General features: G+C 69.2%; 15 protein-coding genes. 4 read left to right on the top strand and 11 right to left on the bottom strand.

Features of this window, described 5'->3' with window-relative positions; translation table 11 throughout:
* Positions 1-23 precede the first annotated feature (23 nt).
* The gene (locus KD1_RS03185; protein ID WP_068397412.1) at positions 24-1,118 is read right to left on the bottom strand and encodes a site-2 protease family protein; all 1,095 of its coding nucleotides are present in this window, start codon (positions 1,116-1,118) and stop codon (positions 24-26) included.
* Between the two features lie 35 nt (positions 1,119-1,153).
* On the opposite strand from KD1_RS03185, the gene metH reads away from it, so the two are divergent.
* Positions 1,154-4,891, top strand: a complete 3,738-nt coding sequence (gene metH, locus KD1_RS03180; protein WP_068397407.1) for a methionine synthase — start codon at positions 1,154-1,156, stop codon at positions 4,889-4,891.
* Positions 4,892-4,974: 83 nt separating this feature from the next.
* A complete protein-coding gene (locus KD1_RS03175; RefSeq protein WP_068397405.1) occupies positions 4,975-5,820 on the top strand; it encodes a RecB family exonuclease in 846 nt (281 codons plus the stop codon).
* A 22-nt stretch (positions 5,821-5,842) separates the two neighbouring features.
* Here KD1_RS03175 and KD1_RS03170 read toward each other — a convergent pair whose 3' ends face one another.
* Entirely contained in the window at positions 5,843-6,556 is a 714-nt protein-coding gene (locus tag KD1_RS03170) for an HAD family hydrolase (protein ID WP_245627251.1), read from the bottom strand.
* Between the two features lie 39 nt (positions 6,557-6,595).
* Here KD1_RS03170 and KD1_RS03165 point away from each other — a divergent pair, with 39 nt between their 5' ends.
* Complete coding sequence (locus KD1_RS03165; RefSeq protein ID WP_068397402.1) at positions 6,596-7,471, top strand: PAC2 family protein; 876 nt, start codon at positions 6,596-6,598, stop codon at positions 7,469-7,471.
* Positions 7,472-7,535: 64 nt separating this feature from the next.
* On the opposite strand, the gene mshC is transcribed toward KD1_RS03165, so the two are convergent.
* The 4 genes from mshC to KD1_RS03145 are packed head-to-tail and all read right to left on the bottom strand — an operon-like array spanning position 7,536 to position 10,876.
* Positions 7,536-8,783 carry a cysteine--1-D-myo-inosityl 2-amino-2-deoxy-alpha-D-glucopyranoside ligase gene (gene mshC / locus KD1_RS03160; RefSeq protein ID WP_068397474.1) on the bottom strand — a complete coding sequence of 416 codons (1,248 nt, stop codon included), beginning with the start codon at positions 8,781-8,783 and terminating at the stop codon, positions 7,536-7,538.
* A gap of 23 nt (positions 8,784-8,806) precedes the next feature.
* Positions 8,807-9,595: an SCO1664 family protein gene (locus KD1_RS03155; RefSeq protein WP_068397399.1), complete on the bottom strand. Its 789-nt coding sequence runs from the start codon at positions 9,593-9,595 to the stop codon at positions 8,807-8,809.
* A 29-nt stretch (positions 9,596-9,624) separates the two neighbouring features.
* Entirely contained in the window at positions 9,625-10,140 is a 516-nt protein-coding gene (locus tag KD1_RS03150) for a DUF3090 family protein (protein ID WP_068397396.1), read from the bottom strand.
* A gap of 10 nt (positions 10,141-10,150) precedes the next feature.
* Positions 10,151-10,876 (bottom strand): MSMEG_4193 family putative phosphomutase, encoded by a 726-nt coding sequence (locus KD1_RS03145; protein ID WP_068397393.1) that lies wholly within the window; start codon positions 10,874-10,876, stop codon positions 10,151-10,153.
* A gap of 52 nt (positions 10,877-10,928) precedes the next feature.
* Here KD1_RS03145 and KD1_RS03140 point away from each other — a divergent pair, with 52 nt between their 5' ends.
* A complete protein-coding gene (locus KD1_RS03140) occupies positions 10,929-11,936 on the top strand; it encodes a magnesium and cobalt transport protein CorA (RefSeq protein ID WP_068397390.1) in 1,008 nt (335 codons plus the stop codon).
* A gap of 40 nt (positions 11,937-11,976) precedes the next feature.
* On the opposite strand, the gene KD1_RS03135 is transcribed toward KD1_RS03140, so the two are convergent.
* The 5 genes from KD1_RS03135 to KD1_RS03115 all read right to left on the bottom strand — a co-directional run bounded on the left by KD1_RS03135 (position 11,977) and on the right by KD1_RS03115 (position 16,261).
* Positions 11,977-12,834, bottom strand: a complete 858-nt coding sequence (locus tag KD1_RS03135; RefSeq protein WP_068397387.1) for an undecaprenyl-diphosphate phosphatase — start codon at positions 12,832-12,834, stop codon at positions 11,977-11,979.
* Positions 12,835-12,948: 114 nt separating this feature from the next.
* A complete protein-coding gene (locus KD1_RS03130; protein WP_068397385.1) occupies positions 12,949-13,320 on the bottom strand; it encodes a hypothetical protein in 372 nt (123 codons plus the stop codon).
* Between the two features lie 52 nt (positions 13,321-13,372).
* Positions 13,373-14,707, bottom strand: coding sequence for a M20/M25/M40 family metallo-hydrolase (locus KD1_RS03125; RefSeq protein ID WP_068397382.1), 1,335 nt, complete (start codon positions 14,705-14,707; stop codon positions 13,373-13,375).
* 25 nt (positions 14,708-14,732) lie between these two features.
* Positions 14,733-15,383 carry a hypothetical protein gene (locus KD1_RS03120; protein ID WP_068397379.1) on the bottom strand — a complete coding sequence of 217 codons (651 nt, stop codon included), beginning with the start codon at positions 15,381-15,383 and terminating at the stop codon, positions 14,733-14,735.
* 227 nt (positions 15,384-15,610) lie between these two features.
* Positions 15,611-16,261: an NAD(P)-dependent oxidoreductase gene (locus KD1_RS03115; protein ID WP_068397471.1), complete on the bottom strand. Its 651-nt coding sequence runs from the start codon at positions 16,259-16,261 to the stop codon at positions 15,611-15,613.
* Between the last annotated feature and the right edge of the window lie 67 nt (positions 16,262-16,328).

The raw sequence follows: 16,328 nt of genomic DNA, 5'->3' as shown, positions 1-16,328 counted from the left end.
GCGGTCGCGCCGCGCGGGTCGGGTCATCGCCCGGAGATGACGCGGTTGACGTCGCCGACGGTGACCAGGCCGACGACGTGGCCGTGCTGGGTCACGACGACGACGTTGGGCTCGCCCTGCAGGGCCGGGATGACCTGTTCGACGCCTTGGGCGGGGTCGGCCTCGACCACCCACCCCAGCGGTTGCGGCGTGCTGACCGCCGTGACCGGGGTGGTGTCGCGCAGGTGCTCGGGCACGGCTGAAACGGCGTTCTGGTCGAGCAGCGCGTAGGGGCGACCCAGCCCCTCGAGCACGACGGGGACGCCGGGTGCCGTCATGGCCCGGGCCACACTGAGATCCGAAGGGATCGCCACCGCCGGTGTCATGACCTGGCCCAGTGCGGCCTTCCCCACCCGGCGGAGCACGGTGCCCTGCTTGATCGCCATCGTCGCCCCGGACCACATGAACATCCCGATGAGGACGACCCAGATGATGGACGTGTCCAACTGGCGTCCCTGGGCCAGCGGCACCAGCACCCACGCGGCCAGCACGGCGAGGGTGACGAGGCGTCCGGTCCACCCGGCGACGATGAGGCCCATGTTGCGGTCGCCGGTGACGCGCCAGACCAGCGCTTGCACGAGTTGCCCGCCGTCCAGCGGTAGACCGGGCAGCAGGTTGAACGCGGCGAGGATGAAGTTGAGGAAGGCGAACCCACCGACGAGATACCGCGCGACTCCGTTGGGCATCAGCGGCAGCACCGCCAGGGCGATCAAACCCAGGGCGACGTTGGCCAAGGGACCGGCGGCGGCGATGAGCGCGGACTTGCCCGGCCCGGCGTTGCCCGGTTCGTACGTCGTGTGCCCGCCCCACAGGTCGGCCACCACCCGGTACACCTTCAGACCTGCCCACTGCGCGGTCAGCGCGTGTGCCGCCTCATGCACGAGGACGGTGACCAGCAGGAGCACGGCGTAGCCCAGCCCGACGAGGTAGCCGAGGAGGCCACCACCGCCGAACGACTGCCCGACGATGACGATGACGACGGCCGCGAAGATCAGCCACGTCCACCCCAGATAGACCGGGACCCCACGCAGGCTGCCCAGTCGCAGGCCTCGGGGTGCGCCGGGGTCGCGAGATGACATGGCTCGACCCTATCCCGCTTTGCGATACTGGCCCGATGCCGACCATTGATCGCCGACCCGATGCCACCGCCGACCTGACCGCCGCCCTCAACGAGCGCATCCTGGTCATCGACGGGGCGATGGGCACGATGATCCAACGTCACATGCTCGGTGAGGCCGATTTCCGCGGCGAACGGTTCGCCGATTGGCCCAGCGACCTCAAGGGCAACAACGACCTCCTCAGCCTGACCCAGCCGGACATCATCCGTGGTATCCACGCCGAGTACCTCGAGGCGGGCGCGGACGTCATCGAGACGAACACGTTCAGCGCACAGCGTATTTCGCTGGCCGACTACGGCCTGCAGGACATCGCGGTCGAACTCAACCTCGCCGCTGCTCGGCTGGCCCGCGAGGCGGTCGACGCGGCGATGGCCGCCGACCCGACGAAGCCGCGCTGGGTGCTCGGTGCCCTCGGCCCGACTGTGCGCACGGCCTCGATCTCGCCGGACGTCAACGACCCGGCCGCCCGCAACATCTCCTACGACGAACTCGTCGAGGCCTACCTCGAGCAGGCCCGGGCCTTGGTCGACGGTGGAGTCGATGTGCTCCTCATCGAGACGATCTTCGACACCCTCAACGCCAAGGCCGCGATCTTCGCGCTCGAGACCCTCTTCGAGGAGGCCGGCCGCCGGTGGCCGGTGATGATCTCGGGCACGATCACCGACGCCTCCGGTCGCACGCTGACCGGTCAGACGACCGAGGCGTTCTGGAATTCGGTGCGTCACGCCAAGCCGCTGTCGGTGGGCCTGAACTGTTCGCTCGGGGCGACGGACATGCGCCCGTACCTCGCCGAGCTGTCGCGGATCGCGGACTGCTTCGTCACTGCCTACCCCAACGCCGGCCTGCCCAACGCCTTCGGTGAGTACGACGAGACGCCCGAGCACATGTCCACCTCGCTGCAGGACTTCGCCGCCTCCGGCATGGCCAACATGCTCGGTGGCTGCTGCGGCACGACGCCAGCCCACATCCGCACGATCGGAGCCTCGATCGCCGGGCTGCCGCCGCGGACCCGGCCGGACGTCGCTCCGGCCCTGCGCCTTTCGGGTCTCGAGGCGATGACCGTGACGGAGGACTCGTTGTTCGTCAACGTGGGCGAGCGCACCAATGTCACGGGGTCGGCGAAGTTCCGCAAGCTCATCCAGGCCGATGACTACCAGGCGGCCCTGACCGTGGCCCGGCAGCAGGTCGAGAACGGTGCCCAGGTCATCGACATCAACATGGACGAGGGCATGCTCGACGGCGTCGCGGCGATGGACCGCTTCGTCAAGCTCATCTCCTCCGAACCGGACATCAGCCGCGTGCCGGTCATGGTCGACTCGAGCAAGTGGGAGGTCATCGAGACCGGCCTGAAGTCGCTGCAGGGCAAGCCGATCGTCAACTCGATCTCGATGAAGGAGGGCGTCGAGAAGTTCGTCGAGCACGCGCGGTTGTGCCGCAAGTACGGCACCGCCGTCGTCGTCATGGCCTTCGACGAGCAGGGCCAGGCCGACAGTTACCAGCGTCGGATCGAGGTGTGCGAGCGGGCGTATCGCATCCTCGTCGACGAGGTCGGCTTCCCTGCCGAGGACATCATCTTCGACCCGAACGTCTTCGCCGTCGCCACCGGCATCGAGGAGCACGCGGCGTACGGCACCGACTTCATCGAGGCCACCCGCTGGATCAAGGCGAACCTGCCCGGAGCCCTCGTGTCCGGCGGCATCTCGAACGTCTCGTTCTCGTTCCGCGGCAACAACGCGGTGCGCGAGGCCATCCATGCGGTGTTCCTGTACCACGCGGTGCAGGCCGGTCTGGACATGGGCATTGTCAATGCCGGTGCCCTGGTGTCCTACGACGAGGTCGACCCCGAGTTGCGCGAGCGCATCGAGGACGTCATCCTCAACCGCCGTCCCGACGCCACCGAGCAGCTCATCGAGATCGCCGAGAAGTTCCGCGCGGACGCGGGCGCGGTCGAGGAGAAGGCCGACGAGTGGCGGTCGCTGCCGCCGGGCGAGCGGATCACCCATTCCCTGGTCAAGGGCATCGACGACTTCGTCATCGAGGACACCGAGGAGTTGCGGGCGGAGATCGAGGCCCGTGGCGGTGCCACGATCGAGGTCATCGAGGGCCCGCTCATGGACGGCATGAACGTTGTCGGCGACCTCTTCGGCGCCGGCAAGATGTTCCTGCCGCAGGTGGTCAAGTCGGCGCGCGTCATGAAGAAGTCGGTGGCCTACCTCGTGCCCTACATCGAGGCGGAGAAGGACCCGGACGCGGCGCAGAAGCCGAACGGCAAGATCATCATGGCCACGGTCAAGGGTGACGTCCACGACATCGGCAAGAACATCGTCGGCGTCGTCCTGCAGTGCAACAACTACGACGTCGTCGACCTCGGTGTCATGGTGCCGGCCACGACGATCCTCGACACCGCGCAGGCCGAGAACGCCGACGTCGTCGGGCTCTCGGGTCTGATCACCCCGAGCCTGGACGAGATGGTCGGGGTCGCGGCCGAGATGGAGCGTCGTGGCATGACCATCCCGCTGCTCATCGGTGGGGCGACGACGAGCAAGGCGCACACGGCCGTCAAGGTCGACAAGGCGTACAGCGGCCCGGTCGTCTGGGTCAAGGACGCGTCGCGCTCCGTACCGGTCGTGGCCCAGCTGCTCTCCGACGAGCACCGGGGCGAGTTCGTCGAGTCCGTCGTGGCCGACTACGACTCCATCCGTGAGCGGCACGCGGCGAAGTCCTCGGACCGCAAGATGCTCTCGATCGAGGATGCCCGCGCCGCACGCACTCCGATCGACTGGTCCGCGGGTGTCGCTCCCGTGCCAGCGGCCCTGGCCGACGGTCAGAACGTGCATGTCTTCGACGACTACCCGCTTGCCGAACTGCGGGAGTACATCGATTGGCAGCCGTTCTTCAACGCCTGGGAGATGAAGGGGTCCTACCCGGACATCCTCAACGCCCCCGGCAGCGGCGAGGCGGCGCGCAAGCTCTTCGAGGACGCCCAGGAGATGCTCGACAAGGTCATCGAGGAGAAGTGGCTTCGGGCTGCGGCCGTGGTCGGGTTCTTCCCGGCCAACGCCGTCGGCGACGACGTCGAGGTGTACACGGGTGACGATCGAGACTCCGTCACGGCCGTGCTGCACAACCTGCGCCAGCAGGGTGAGCACCGCGCCGGAGTGCCGAACCGCTCGTTGGGTGACTACGTCGCGCCGAAGGAGACCGGCCTGGCCGACCACGTGGGGGCGTTCGCCGTCACCGCGGGGCTGGGTGCGCCCGAGCGGGTCATGGCGTTCAAGGCCGAGCACGACGACTACTCCGCGATTCTGCTGGAGTCGATCGCCGACCGGTTGGCGGAGGCGCTGGCCGAGCGGATGCATGAGCGGGTGCGCACCGAGTTGTGGGGTTACGCGCCCGACGAGCACCTGCACAACGACGACCTCATCAAGGAGCGCTACCAGGGGATCCGGCCGGCGCCGGGGTACCCCGCCTGCCCGGAGCACACCGAGAAGTCGACGATCTGGTCGCTGCTCGACGTCTACGAGAACACCGGCATCGAGTTGACCGAGCATCACGCGATGTGGCCGGGCGCGTCGGTGTCGGGCTGGTACTACTCCCACCCGGAGAGCCAGTACTTCGTCGTCGGCCGGGTCGGGCGCGACCAGGTCGAGGACTACGCGGCGCGCAAGGGCTGGACGCTGGCCCAGGCTGAGAAGCACCTCTCCCCCAACCTCGGGTACCACCCCGAGGACTGAACTGCGCTCGGTATCCGTTCAGTCGACAACGCCCGGTGGATGGCCGCCGGGCGTTGTCGGTCGTCCCACCTAGATTGGCAGGCATGGTCAAGGCCCTCTCCCCCAGCCGCGCGGCGGATTTCAAGCAGTGCCCACTGCTGTACCGGTTCCGGGTGATCGATCGACTCGCGACGGCACCGAGCCCGGCGGCCGCGCGGGGCACGCTCGTGCATGCGGCCCTGGAGCGATTGTTCGACCTGCCCGCCGGTGAGCGGACCCCGACCGCGGCGGTGGAGTTGCTCGCCCCCGAGTGGGCACGGATGGTCGAGGAGGAGCCGGAGCTCGCCCAGATGATCCTCGATGACGAGGCGCTCGACGAGGCGACGTGGTTTGCTGACGCCGAGGCGCTCGTGCGGCGCTGGTTCACCTTGGAGGATCCGACGCGACTGGAGCCGGCCGAGCGGGAACTGTACGTCGAGGCCGACGTCGACGGGCTGGTCCTGCGCGGTTTCGTCGATCGACTCGACGTTGCCCCCGACGGAGCGATGCGGGTCGTCGATTACAAGACTGGCCGGTCTCCCTCGGAGTTGTTCGAGGCCAAGGCGCTGTTCCAGATGAAGTTCTACGCCCTCGTGCTGTGGCGGCTGCACGGGCGGATCCCGGCCATGCTGCAGCTGGTCTACCTCGGCAACGGCGAGATCGTGCGCTACCAGCCCGACGAGCACGATCTGCGCGGCATCGAACGCAACGTCAAGGCGGTCTGGGAGGCGATCACGCGCGCGGCGCAGTCCGGTGACTGGCGGCCGCGTCGTTCGCGGTTGTGCGACTGGTGCGACTTCCGCGAGTTCTGTCCGGAGTGGGGTGGCACTCCCCCGCCGCTGCCCGATCACGCCGCCGAGTTGGCGGTGGATCCGGCGGCGACGGGGGTGCCGGACGGCCCGACCGACTGACGTCCGGACCGGTCGATTCGGGTCAGATGTGGGCGCCGGCGACGGTCGGCAGCAGGTCGGCCGGGGTCAGACCGACGAGGGTGGGGACCTTCACGGAGCCCGGCAGGACGGGGATGTCGACGATGTGCGGGATCGCGATCGTCGGCACTCCCGCCGTGGTGGCCGAGCGCACGCCGGTGGGGCTGTCCTCGAGGGCCACACATGAGCCCGGCGCGACGCCGAGCACCTCGGCGCCGCGCAGGTAGGGCTCCGGGTGAGGCTTGCCGTGGGTGACCTCGTCGCCGGTCACGAGGGCGACGAACCACCCGGCCGGCAGGGCCTCGACGACCGCCTCGGCCAGGGAGCGCCACGACATCGTCACGAGCGCGCACGGGACTCCGTCGGCGTGGAGGGCCTCGAGGAGTTCCTTCGCGCCGGGACGCCACGGCACGTGCCCGCGCACCTGGTCGATGACACGGGCGAGCAGGGCCTCGACGACGTCGACCGGATCCATCTCGAGCGGTGAGTTGTCGAGGATGAACCGCGCCGACACCATGAGGTCGTTGCCGACGAGCTGGTGGGCCAGTTCGTCGCTCCAGACCCCGCCCGCGCCCTCGACGAGTTCGCGCTCGGCGTTGATCCAGTACGGCTCGGTGTCGACGAGCGTGCCGTCCATGTCCCACAGCACGGCCGCTGGGCGGGCCGGGCCACCCGAGGTGGCGGGGGACATCGTGGCGGCAACGTCGATCTCGGGCATGTCAGGGAGTCTAGGCGTGGCGCGCATAGACTCGAGAACATGATCGAAGTCGAGGATGTGCCAGAGCTGCGTGACCCGGTCATGATCCTCGCCTTCGAAGGCTGGAACGACGCCGGCGAAGCGGCCACCGGGGTGGTCGAGCACATGGCCGACCTGTGGGACGCCCAACCGGTGGCCGTGCTCGACCCCGAGGACTACTACGACTTTCAGGTCAATCGCCCGCGGGTCTACACCGAGAACGGCGAACGGCGCATCCACTGGCGCACCACCCGGATCCACGTGGTGCAGCACCCGGACCTGCCCCGTGATCTCATCCTCGTGCGCGGCGTGGAGCCGTCCTTCCGGTGGCGCGCCTTCGCCCTCGAACTGATCTCCTTCGCCACCGAGTTCGGCGCCGACACGATGATCCTGCTCGGCGCGCTCATGGCCGACGTCGCGCACACTCGGCCGATCCCGGTCACGTCGTACGCCGACGACGAGGCCACGGTGCATCGCTTCGACCTCGACCGGGCGAGCTACGAAGGACCCACCGGCATCGTCGGGGTCATCGCCGAGGCGGCCGTGCAGGCCGGGATCACGGCGATCTCCAGCTGGGCGGCGGTGCCGCACTACGCCGGGCACGGCGCCAGCCCGAAGGCGGTGCTCGCGCTCATCGAGACGCTGGAGCGGCTCATCGCGGTGCCCATCGACCGCCTCGACCTCGTCGAGCAGTCCCAGGAGTGGGAGGCGACGATCACCGAGCTGGCCAACGAGGACGACGAGGTGCACGAGTACGTCGAGGCCCTGGAACAGGCTCAGGACACCGCCGGGCTGCCCGAGGCCAGCGGGGACGCCATCGCCAAGGAGTTCGAGCGGTACCTGCGCCGGCATGACGATGACAGCGGCGGCAAGGAACCGCCGACCGCCCGGTCATAGGCCCACCGAGCGGCCCGACGGGAGCACCCCAGACCTGGGCACTCCCGACCGGGATCCCGCAGGATCAGAGGCGCAGCCCCAGCAGGGCGTCGCACATGCGGGCCACCAGACCGGGAGCGGTCGGGTTGTGCCCGCCGGAGGTCAGACACGTGTCGACCCAGTGGTCGATCGCGGCGAGGGCCTTCGGGGTGTCAAGATCGTCGGCGATCGCCGCGCGCAGATCGACGAGCAGCGCCTCGGCGTCCGGAGCGGTGTTGACCGAGACGGCCTGCCGCCACCGCGCCAACGCGGACTCGGCGTTCGTCAGGTCCGCGTCCACCCACTCCCACTCCGTACGGTAGTGGTGGCGCAGCAGCGCCATCCGGATGGCCACGCTGTCGGCCCCCTGCGCGCGCAACTGGGAGACGCGCACGAGGTTGCCGCGCGACTTGCTCATCTTGTGTCCGTCGTACGACAGCAGCGCCTGGTGCACGAACCGACGGGCGAACGGGTGGGTGCCCAGGCATTCGGCCTGCGCCGACGACATCTCGTGGTGCGGGAACACGAGGTCGGCCCCACCGCCCTGGATGTCGAAGGACTTCCCGAGGAAGTGCAGCGCGATGGCGGTGCACTCGATGTGCCACCCCGGCCGCCCCGGGCCGAGATCGCCGCCCTCCCAGGAGGGTTCCCCATCGCGCTGAGCCCGCCAGAGCAGCGGGTCCAGCTTGTCGCGCTTGCCCGGCCGACCCGGGTCGCCGCCGCGCTCGCCGAAGACACCGAGCATGTCCTCCCGCGACCACTGGCTGACGGACCCCAGCGTGGAGGCCTTCGCGAGGTCGAGGTACAGGTCCGGGCCGTGGCAGGTGTCGTCGTTGGCCACCGCGTACGTCGCTCCGGCGGCCGTGAGGGCGTCGACCGCGTCGATGACGAGCTGCATCGCCTCGACCACACCGACGTAGTGCTCCGGCGGCAGCACGGCCAGATCGGTCATGTCCTCGTGGAAGAGCGTGATCTGATCGCGCGCGAGATCGGTCCAGTGCACCCCGTCGCGCGTGGCCCGCTCGAGCAGCGGGTCGTCGACGTCGGTGACGTTCTGCACGTAACGCACCTCGTGACCGGCATCGCGCAGCGCCCGGTTGAGGATGTCGAACGTGACGTAGGTGGCCGCGTGGCCCAGGTGGGTGGTGTCGTACGGCGTGACCCCGCAGACATACATCGTGGCGGTCGGGCCGGCGTCCACGGGCCGGACGGTGCCGGACGGGGTATCGAAGATGCGGGGCGGGACTCCGGTCCCAGGGAGTTCGGGGATGGAGGTCTGCGGCCATGTCTTCACCGACACAGACTAGCGGCGCTTCATCACAACGGCGGCCACGGCACCGACGGCCAGTCTCCCGACGGCACCGGGAAGGCCCCCGTACGCAGCAGTCGCGCCACCCGCGCCTTGAGGGCGGAGACCTCGGGCACCGTCAACAGGTCGTCCAGATCGTCGGTCGACCGCAGCCACCCGTCGAGGTCGGTCAGCCGGCGCACCTCGGCCGCCGGCAGCGGTTCGCCGGCCCACCCCCACAGCACCGTGCGCAGTTTGTCGTCGGCGTGGAAGCACACCCCGTGGTCGATGCCCCACAGGTGCCCGTCGTGGTCGAGCAGGTGCCCGCCCTTGCGGTCGCTGTTGTTGATGATGGCGTCGAACACCGCGACCGCCGCGACCCGAGGATCGTCGGCATGGGTCACGACCACGGGTCGGCCCTGCTCGTCCTCCCCCGACAGCACCGCAATGACGCCGTCCGGCACGCGGTCGGCGGCCACGACCTCCACCGGTGAGGGACACGGCTCCTGCGGGTCCTCCCCGATCCACACCTGCACCGACCCCTCGCCATACGGGCCGGAGCGCAGCACGGTCGGCGGGACGATCTGCCATCCACCCGCCGCCGAGACCAACCACGCGGCACGCTCCCGACGGGCCAGTCCCCCGGTCGGGAAGTCCCACAACGGCTTCTCCCCGACCTCGGGCTTGTAGATGGCGCGGCACGACGCTCCGTCACCGGCGACGTCGACGAGGAGGGCGAGATTGGAGGCGTCGACCAACCGACCCACGACCGTGAGGGTCCCGTGGGTCAGGAGCGCGGTGAGGTCCACGTCAGGCATCGAGCCGCGGTCGGCGGTGGGCGGCCCGCTCAGCGCCGGTACCCGTTGGCGCGTGGGCAGATGTGACCCTGCGGATCCAGCGGCAGGCTGCAGAACGGGCAGTTGGGTCGCCCGGCCCGCACGACGCTGTCGCACCGGCGGGCGAAGGCCAGGGCGTGGCGTGGGGAGAGCGTGACCCGCAGCGACTGCACCCCCGCGTCGGCGGTCTCCTCCGGATCCGAGTCGAACGCCTCGACCACGATGACGTGTCTGGACTGGTCCCACGACAGGGCCAGCGTGTCGACCCGGAACTCGTCCTCGATCGGCGAGGTCAGCGGGTCGTTGTCGACGAGGACCTTCGCGGCCTCGTCGATGGCCGGTGCCTCGGGCAGTCGGCCGACCAGATCGGAGAGTCGTTGGCCGAGCAGGCGTACCTGCTCCTTCTCCAGCGACACGGAGACCGTGCGCTTGGAGTCGGAGGCCTGGAGGAAGAACACCCGCTGTCCGGGCGGTCCGACGGTGCCGGCCACGAAGCGCTCCGGCGGGTCGAAGTCGACGACGCTCATGAAACCGACCCTAGCCCGCGCCGCCGCCAACGACGGCATCACCGGGGCGGGCCACCGACTCGCGGGCCGCCTCGCCGCCGGAGGGCCGACGGGGCACCACACTGTCCAGCGAACGGCCGGTGTCGTTGCAGCGCAACAGCATTGAGCGATGCCCAGCCCAGCGCACCACCGTGGCCGAGGCCGGGTCGACGTGGATGCGCTGGAACCCGCCCAGACCGGTGCCCACGACGTCGGCGACGACCGACTTGATCGGATCGCCGTGCGAGACGGCAATCCACACGGCGTGTTCGCCGAACTCGGCCTCGACCCGGGCATCGAGGTCTCGCACGGTCGTGGTGACCCGGTCGTACATCTCGCGCAACGATTCTCCGCGGTGCTCGGGCGAGGACGGGAAGACCGCGTCGTGCGGGTTGTCCTGCACCGTGCGCCACAACTCCTCGGTGGCGAGATCCTTCAAGGGGCGACCGGTCCACGCTCCGTAATGGCACTCGCCCAGACCATCGAACGACTCGATCGAGACGCGCAGCGCATCGGCCACGACGGCCGCGGTCTCCTGGCACCGCTGCAGGGGGCTGGCCGCGACGAGGGAGATCGGCACGCCGGCCAACCGACCGGCGACCTCGGCCACCTGATCACGGCCGTGATCGTCCAGGGCGATGCCCGGAGTCCACCCCGCCAGCACCCCGGCGGTGTTGGCCGTCGATCGACCGTGGCGCAACAGAATGCAGGTAGCCATTGCGGCAGCCTACGCGGTCGAGCCGAACGTCGGCAGGCGGCACAATGGCCCGGTGATCGTGGACAAGGCGACCTACCTCAACGGCGAACGTCACGAATGTGGTGACCTCAGCGACTCACTGGCGACACTGCGCTCCGCCGGTCGCCCAACGGATTTTCTGTGGTTGGGTCTGAAGGACCCCGACGAGCAGGAACTCGCGTTCGTGCGCACCGAACTCGACCTCCATCCCCTCGCCCTCGAGGACATCGCCGACCCGGGGCGAGCCCGCGCCAAGATCGACTACTACGAGAACACCGTCGTGGCGGTGATGACGAGCCTGGAGTACGTCGAGCGGTCATCGGACATCGAGAGCGGCGTCATCAAGGTCGTCGTCGGGGACAACTACGTGCTCACCGTTCGCTCCGGCGAGGTGCATCCGCTCGGTGGGCTGCGGCAACGCCTGCAGGCGACGCCGCACCTGTTGCGGCGCGGTCCGTTCGCCGTGCTCCACGGCGTGCTCGATGCCCTCGTCGACTCGTACCTGGAGATCGAGGGGGAGGTCGAGAACGACCTGCTCGAGATCGAGGTCGGGGTGTTCGCCGACGGTCGCTCAGTAGAGACCGAGGAGATCTACCGACTCAAGCGGGAGATCCTCGAGTACAAGCACGCGGCGGGGCCGCTGGCGCGGCCGCTGCTCGAACTCGCCGGTGAGGACTCGCGCGTCGAGGACCCGGAGCTGCGACGGCTCTTCGCCGACGTCTCCGACCACCTGCTGCTGGCGGTGGACCAGGCCAGCAACCACGACAACCTGCTCAGCGACATCCTCTCGGCCCACCTGACCCTGGTTCAGGTGCAGCAGAACGAGGACATGCGCAAGATCGCGGCGTGGGCGGCGCTCGCGGCGGTGCCGACGATGGTGGCGGGCATCTATGGGATGAACTTCGAGAACATGCCCGAACTGCGCGCCTCCGTCGACATCAACGGGCACCCGTTCCAGTACGGGTACTTCGTGACGTTGGCGTTCATCCTCGTGATGTGCGGGTGGATCTACCGCATGCTCCGGCGCCGCCACTGGCTGTGAGGAGCACGGTGGCGACGCCGGAGTCGAGATCGTCGAGTGATCAGGTGGCCGAGAGCCAGCCGGCACCCAGGGCGATGAACAGCACGACGCCCAGGGCCACGCGGTACCAGACGAAGGCCATGAGCGAGTTGTGCGCGACGAAGCGCAGCAGCCACGCGATCGAGGCGTAGGCGACGATGAACGCGACGACGATGCCGACGATCATCGGCCCCATGGCGACATTGGCCAGGTCGGCGCGGGTCTGGTAGGCCTCGAACAGACCGCCGGCGGTCAGGGCCGGGATGGCCATGAAGAACGACAGCTCGGTGGCGGTGACGCGGTCGATGCCGCGGATCAGGGCGGTGGAGATCGTCGCGCCGGAGCGGGAGACGCCGGGGATGAGCGAGAAGCACTGACCCAGACCGATGATCAGACCGTCCTTGAGCGTGACGCCGTTCTCGCCGCGCTGCGCTCCGGCCGCGGCGAGTGCGTCATGGCGGCGCTCGGCGTACACCATGACGAGGCTCCACAGGATGAGCGCGCCGGCGACGACCCACAGGCTGCGGAATGGGCCGGTGATGTAGTCCTGACCGAAGTAGCCGACCAGCCCGACCGGCAGGGAACCGACGATGACCGCCCACGCAAGCGACCAATCCGAGTGGGAGCGGTACTCCTTGTCGCGCAGACCTTTGACCCACGCCATGAACAGTCGAGCGATCTTGCGACCGAAGTAGATGAAGGTCGCCACGATGGCACCCATCTGGATGATGACGGTGTAGGCCGTCACGGTCGGGTCATCGACCTGCATGCCGAGCAACTTCTCGGTGATGGTCAGGTGCCCGGTGGATGACACGGGAAGGAACTCGGTCAGCCCTTCGACGATGCCAAGAACGACGGCTTGGAAATAGGAGAGATCCACAGGGGTCCTTCACGTCCGGGATGGAAACGGCCGTCCGTCATATTGCCACGGCTTTCCCGAGACGAATCTGCTCGCCACCTGTGCCCTGCCTGTGAGTGGCGGAGCGTCGTTTCGTCAGCGGGCGGCGTCGCCCGACTCCTCGCCGTCGTCGCCTTCGACGTCCTCGTCGTCGTAGTCCTCGGCGTCCAGGCCGCCGTAGGTCTGCGTGTCGTCGTCCTCGTCGTCCAGGTCGAGATCGTCGTCGTCATCGTCGTCGCTGAGATCGAGGTCGTCGTCCTCCCCATCCTCGGTGAAGATGTCCAGCGGGGTGGACTCGCCGTACGCCTCGAACAGCGCGTCGTCGTAGATCTCGAAGGCATCGGCCACCTCTTCGTACGCGGCCAGGACCCGCGGGTCCTCCTCGCCGTTACGTCCGACGGAGGCTTCGAAGTGTCGCTCCAAGGCAGCGATGAACGTGTTCAGTGCGGCGCGCGGGTCAGCGGTCATGGGGCTACGGTATCGGCCTGCGGCGCTGAGCGACACGGGGATACCGGTCCAATCAGCAGGTGGCGATGAGCCGAGCCAGAACGCGTGTGCCGAAGAGCAGCGCGTCGACTGGAACTCGCTCGTCGATGCCGTGGAACATGCCACCGAAATCGAGGTCCTCGGGCAGGCGGAGGGGCACGAAACCGTACCCGGCGATCCCGAGCACGGAGAGGGACTTGTTGTCGGTCCCGGCAGAGAGGCAGTACTGCAGGATCTCGGCGTCGGGATCCTCGGCGTGGACCGCCGCGGCCATGGCGTCGATGAGCGACCCGGTGGCCGGCGCGGACACGGCCGGCGCCTGGGTCTCGATGATGACCTCCACGTGTTCCCCGGCCAATTGCCGGAGCGTCGTGAGGAACTCCTCCTCGTGACCGGGCAGGAAGCGCCCGTCGAGTTTGGCCGTGGCCTCCTGCGGAATGACGTTGTGCTTGTACCCACCGGAGAGCACCGTGGGCACGGCCGTGTCGGCCAGGGTGGCCCGGACGAAGCCTCCGGCACCGCCGAGGTGCCCGAGGATCGTGTCGAGGTCGGTGTCGGGATCCAGGCCGGTGATCCGCCCCAGGTCGGCGAGCAACCGGGAGACCGGTTCGATGTACTCCCCCGGCCAGGGGTGTGCGGCGATCCGGGCGACGGCCTGCGCCAGGTGGGTGATGGCGTTGTCGGCGGAGGGCACCGAGGCGTGCCCGGCGCGACCGGTGGCGCGCAGGGTGACCCACATCAGTCCCTTCTCCGCGGTCTGGAGCAGGTAGGCCCGCTTGGGGGTGCCCGACGGGGTGGGGAGGGTGACGCTGTACCCGCCGACCTCGCTGATCGCCTCGGTGACCCCGTCGAAGAGTTCGGGGTGCGCCTGGACCAGCCACTGCGCTCCGTACGTGCCGGCGGCCTCCTCATCGGCGAAGAACGCGATGACGAGGTCGCGCGGCGGTTTCGTGCCGGTGCGAGCGAGGTGACGCACGATCGCGAGGATCATCGCGTCCATGTCCTTCATGTCGACCGCGCCGCGACCCCAGATACAGCCGTCGCGCAGTTCGCCAGAGAACGGATCGACCTGCCAATCGGCGGCGTTGGCGGGCACGACATCGAGGTGCCCGTGCAGGCACAGCCCCGGCCGGGTGCGGTCCTCGCCCTCGAGGCGGAGCACGACGCTAGGTCGGCCAGGCACCCGCTCGTAGGTCTGCGGGTCGAGCCCGACCTCGCGAAGCCGCTCGACGACCCATGCCGCGGCCTTCTCCTCGACCGGTCCGGAGTTGGTGCCGTCGTTCGTCGAGTCGATCCGGATGAGCTCCTGGCACAGGCGGACGACCTCGTCCTCGGGGCCGGGCATGGACGTGGCGATCGTCTCCGTCATGCCCGGCACCCTAACGTCCCGGGTCTCAGACCGGCCGGCGGCTGGCCTGGACGATCCAGACGATGACCCCGGCGATGAGGAGGAGCGCGCCGAAGGTGGCGACGAGGATCGAGACCACCAGGCCGATGATCCCGCCGACGAACGCGCCGATCTTGACATCCGGGGAGATGACGACGTTGCTGTCGCACACCACGAGGTGCGTGCCGGTCTGAGCCGCGGTGAAGCGGCCGACGCCGGTGTAGTGGGTGTTGCCCCAGTCGATGTTGACGTCGCCGACCGACTGCACCGGCACCGAGGTATCTTGCGGGCCCGTCACCGTGCAGTCGGGCAGCGACGCCGGGTCGCCCTGGACGAAGATCATCCGGGTCTCACCCGCGGTGATGTCCAGCGGAGCGCTTCCCTCGACGGTCTGGATGCCCTGGTCGGCGACGCTGGCTCCGGTGCGGGCCACGCCGACGATCGCGATGATGCTGCCGATGATGCCCAGTGCGAGGATCACGGCTCCGATCGCGGTCATGATCTTGCCGGCGAGGGCACGGGAGCGCGGTGCGGGCGCGGCAGGCGGGTACGCCCCGTACGCCGGCGGGGCCGGTGGCTGGGCGGGCGGGGCCGGCGGCGGGGCAGCAGGTCCGTCTTGCGGGGTGGGTTCGTTCGGGTCGGTGTCGCTCATCGTCATCCCATTTCCGTGGTGCGACTCCCCCGAGCCGCGATAGGTCCAGCCTAGGGAGAGAACCCCGCCGCATCTGTCAGGGAACGCCCGAGTGTGGCCCTGGTGACACGTCAGGGTCGGTCAGGGGTCCCACGGTCCTGCCAAGCGCGGCGTATCCCGCGCGCTGGCGAGGACCCCGCAGCGTCCTGGCAACCGCGAAGTATCCCACGCGCTGGCAAGGACCCCCGGGTGCGTCAGCCGAGGTGGATTGCCTCGGCGATCGGCGTCTCGCCGGTGTTGAACTCGATCGTGCGGCCGATCGTCGTCTCGTCGGCCAGCACGGCGGCGATGACCGCAGCGACGTCGTCGCGGGGCACGGTCCGGCTCCCCCGCGGGTCGCCCACGGTGATCCGCCCGGTGCCGGGCTCGTCGGTCAGGCCACTGGGCCCGACGATCGTCCAGTCGAGGTCGGTGCCATGCAGGTGCGTATCGGCGGCAGCCTTGGCGTCGGCGTAGGCGCGGAACGAGTCGCCCTCGGGCACACCGTGCTCCGGCCCGGCACCGAAGTAGCTCACCATGACGTACCGGCGAGCCTGCGCGTGCATCGCCGCCTGCATCGAGCGGATGGCCGCATCGCGGTCGACGGCGAAGGTGCGGTGCGGGTTGCCACCCCCGGCCCCGGCGGACCAGACCACGGCGTCCTGGCCGTGCAGCAGCGCCGTCATCGCCGGCACGTCCATGAGTTCGGCGTCGGCGACCTCGACCGTGGCCCCCTTCTCGGCGACCTCCGCCTCGTGGTCCCGATTGCGCACCCAGGCGGTCACCTCGTGACCGCCGGCAACCAGCAGCGGGATGAGTCGAAGTGCGACCTTGCCGTGACCGCCGATGACCGTGATCCGAGACATGTGAGTGCCGTCCTTCGTGTCGTTGTTCCCCGAGTCGACGCGTCGCCGACTCACCTCGACCCTAGCC

The sequence above is a fragment of the Kribbia dieselivorans NBRC 106261 genome, assembly GCF_001552435.1.
GTDB classification, from domain to species: Bacteria; Actinomycetota; Actinomycetes; order Actinomycetales; family Dermatophilaceae; genus Kribbia; species Kribbia dieselivorans.
The sequence above is the reverse complement of the archived record's forward strand: the minus strand, read 5'-3'. Positions and strand labels throughout refer to the sequence as shown.

Excerpts from the sequence above, each read along its gene's own strand:
- KD1_RS03185 (WP_068397412.1), bottom strand. The coding sequence starts at position 1,118 with ATGTCATCTCGCGACCCCGGCGCACCCCGAGGCCTGCGACTGGGCAGC.
- KD1_RS03170 (WP_245627251.1), bottom strand. The coding sequence starts at position 6,556 with ATGCCCGAGATCGACGTTGCCGCCACGATGTCCCCCGCCACCTCGGGT.
- KD1_RS03120 (WP_068397379.1), bottom strand. The coding sequence starts at position 15,383 with ATGACGATGAGCGACACCGACCCGAACGAACCCACCCCGCAAGACGGA.
- KD1_RS03145 (WP_068397393.1), bottom strand. The coding sequence starts at position 10,876 with ATGGCTACCTGCATTCTGTTGCGCCACGGTCGATCGACGGCCAACACC.
- KD1_RS03130 (WP_068397385.1), bottom strand. The coding sequence starts at position 13,320 with ATGACCGCTGACCCGCGCGCCGCACTGAACACGTTCATCGCTGCCTTG.
- KD1_RS03155 (WP_068397399.1), bottom strand. The coding sequence starts at position 9,595 with ATGCCTGACGTGGACCTCACCGCGCTCCTGACCCACGGGACCCTCACG.
- KD1_RS03165 (WP_068397402.1), top strand. The coding sequence starts at position 6,596 with ATGATCGAAGTCGAGGATGTGCCAGAGCTGCGTGACCCGGTCATGATC.
- KD1_RS03150 (WP_068397396.1), bottom strand. The coding sequence starts at position 10,140 with ATGAGCGTCGTCGACTTCGACCCGCCGGAGCGCTTCGTGGCCGGCACC.
- KD1_RS03115 (WP_068397471.1), bottom strand. The coding sequence starts at position 16,261 with ATGTCTCGGATCACGGTCATCGGCGGTCACGGCAAGGTCGCACTTCGA.
- KD1_RS03125 (WP_068397382.1), bottom strand. The coding sequence starts at position 14,707 with ATGACGGAGACGATCGCCACGTCCATGCCCGGCCCCGAGGACGAGGTC.
- KD1_RS03175 (WP_068397405.1), top strand. The coding sequence starts at position 4,975 with ATGGTCAAGGCCCTCTCCCCCAGCCGCGCGGCGGATTTCAAGCAGTGC.
- metH (WP_068397407.1), top strand. The coding sequence starts at position 1,154 with ATGCCGACCATTGATCGCCGACCCGATGCCACCGCCGACCTGACCGCC.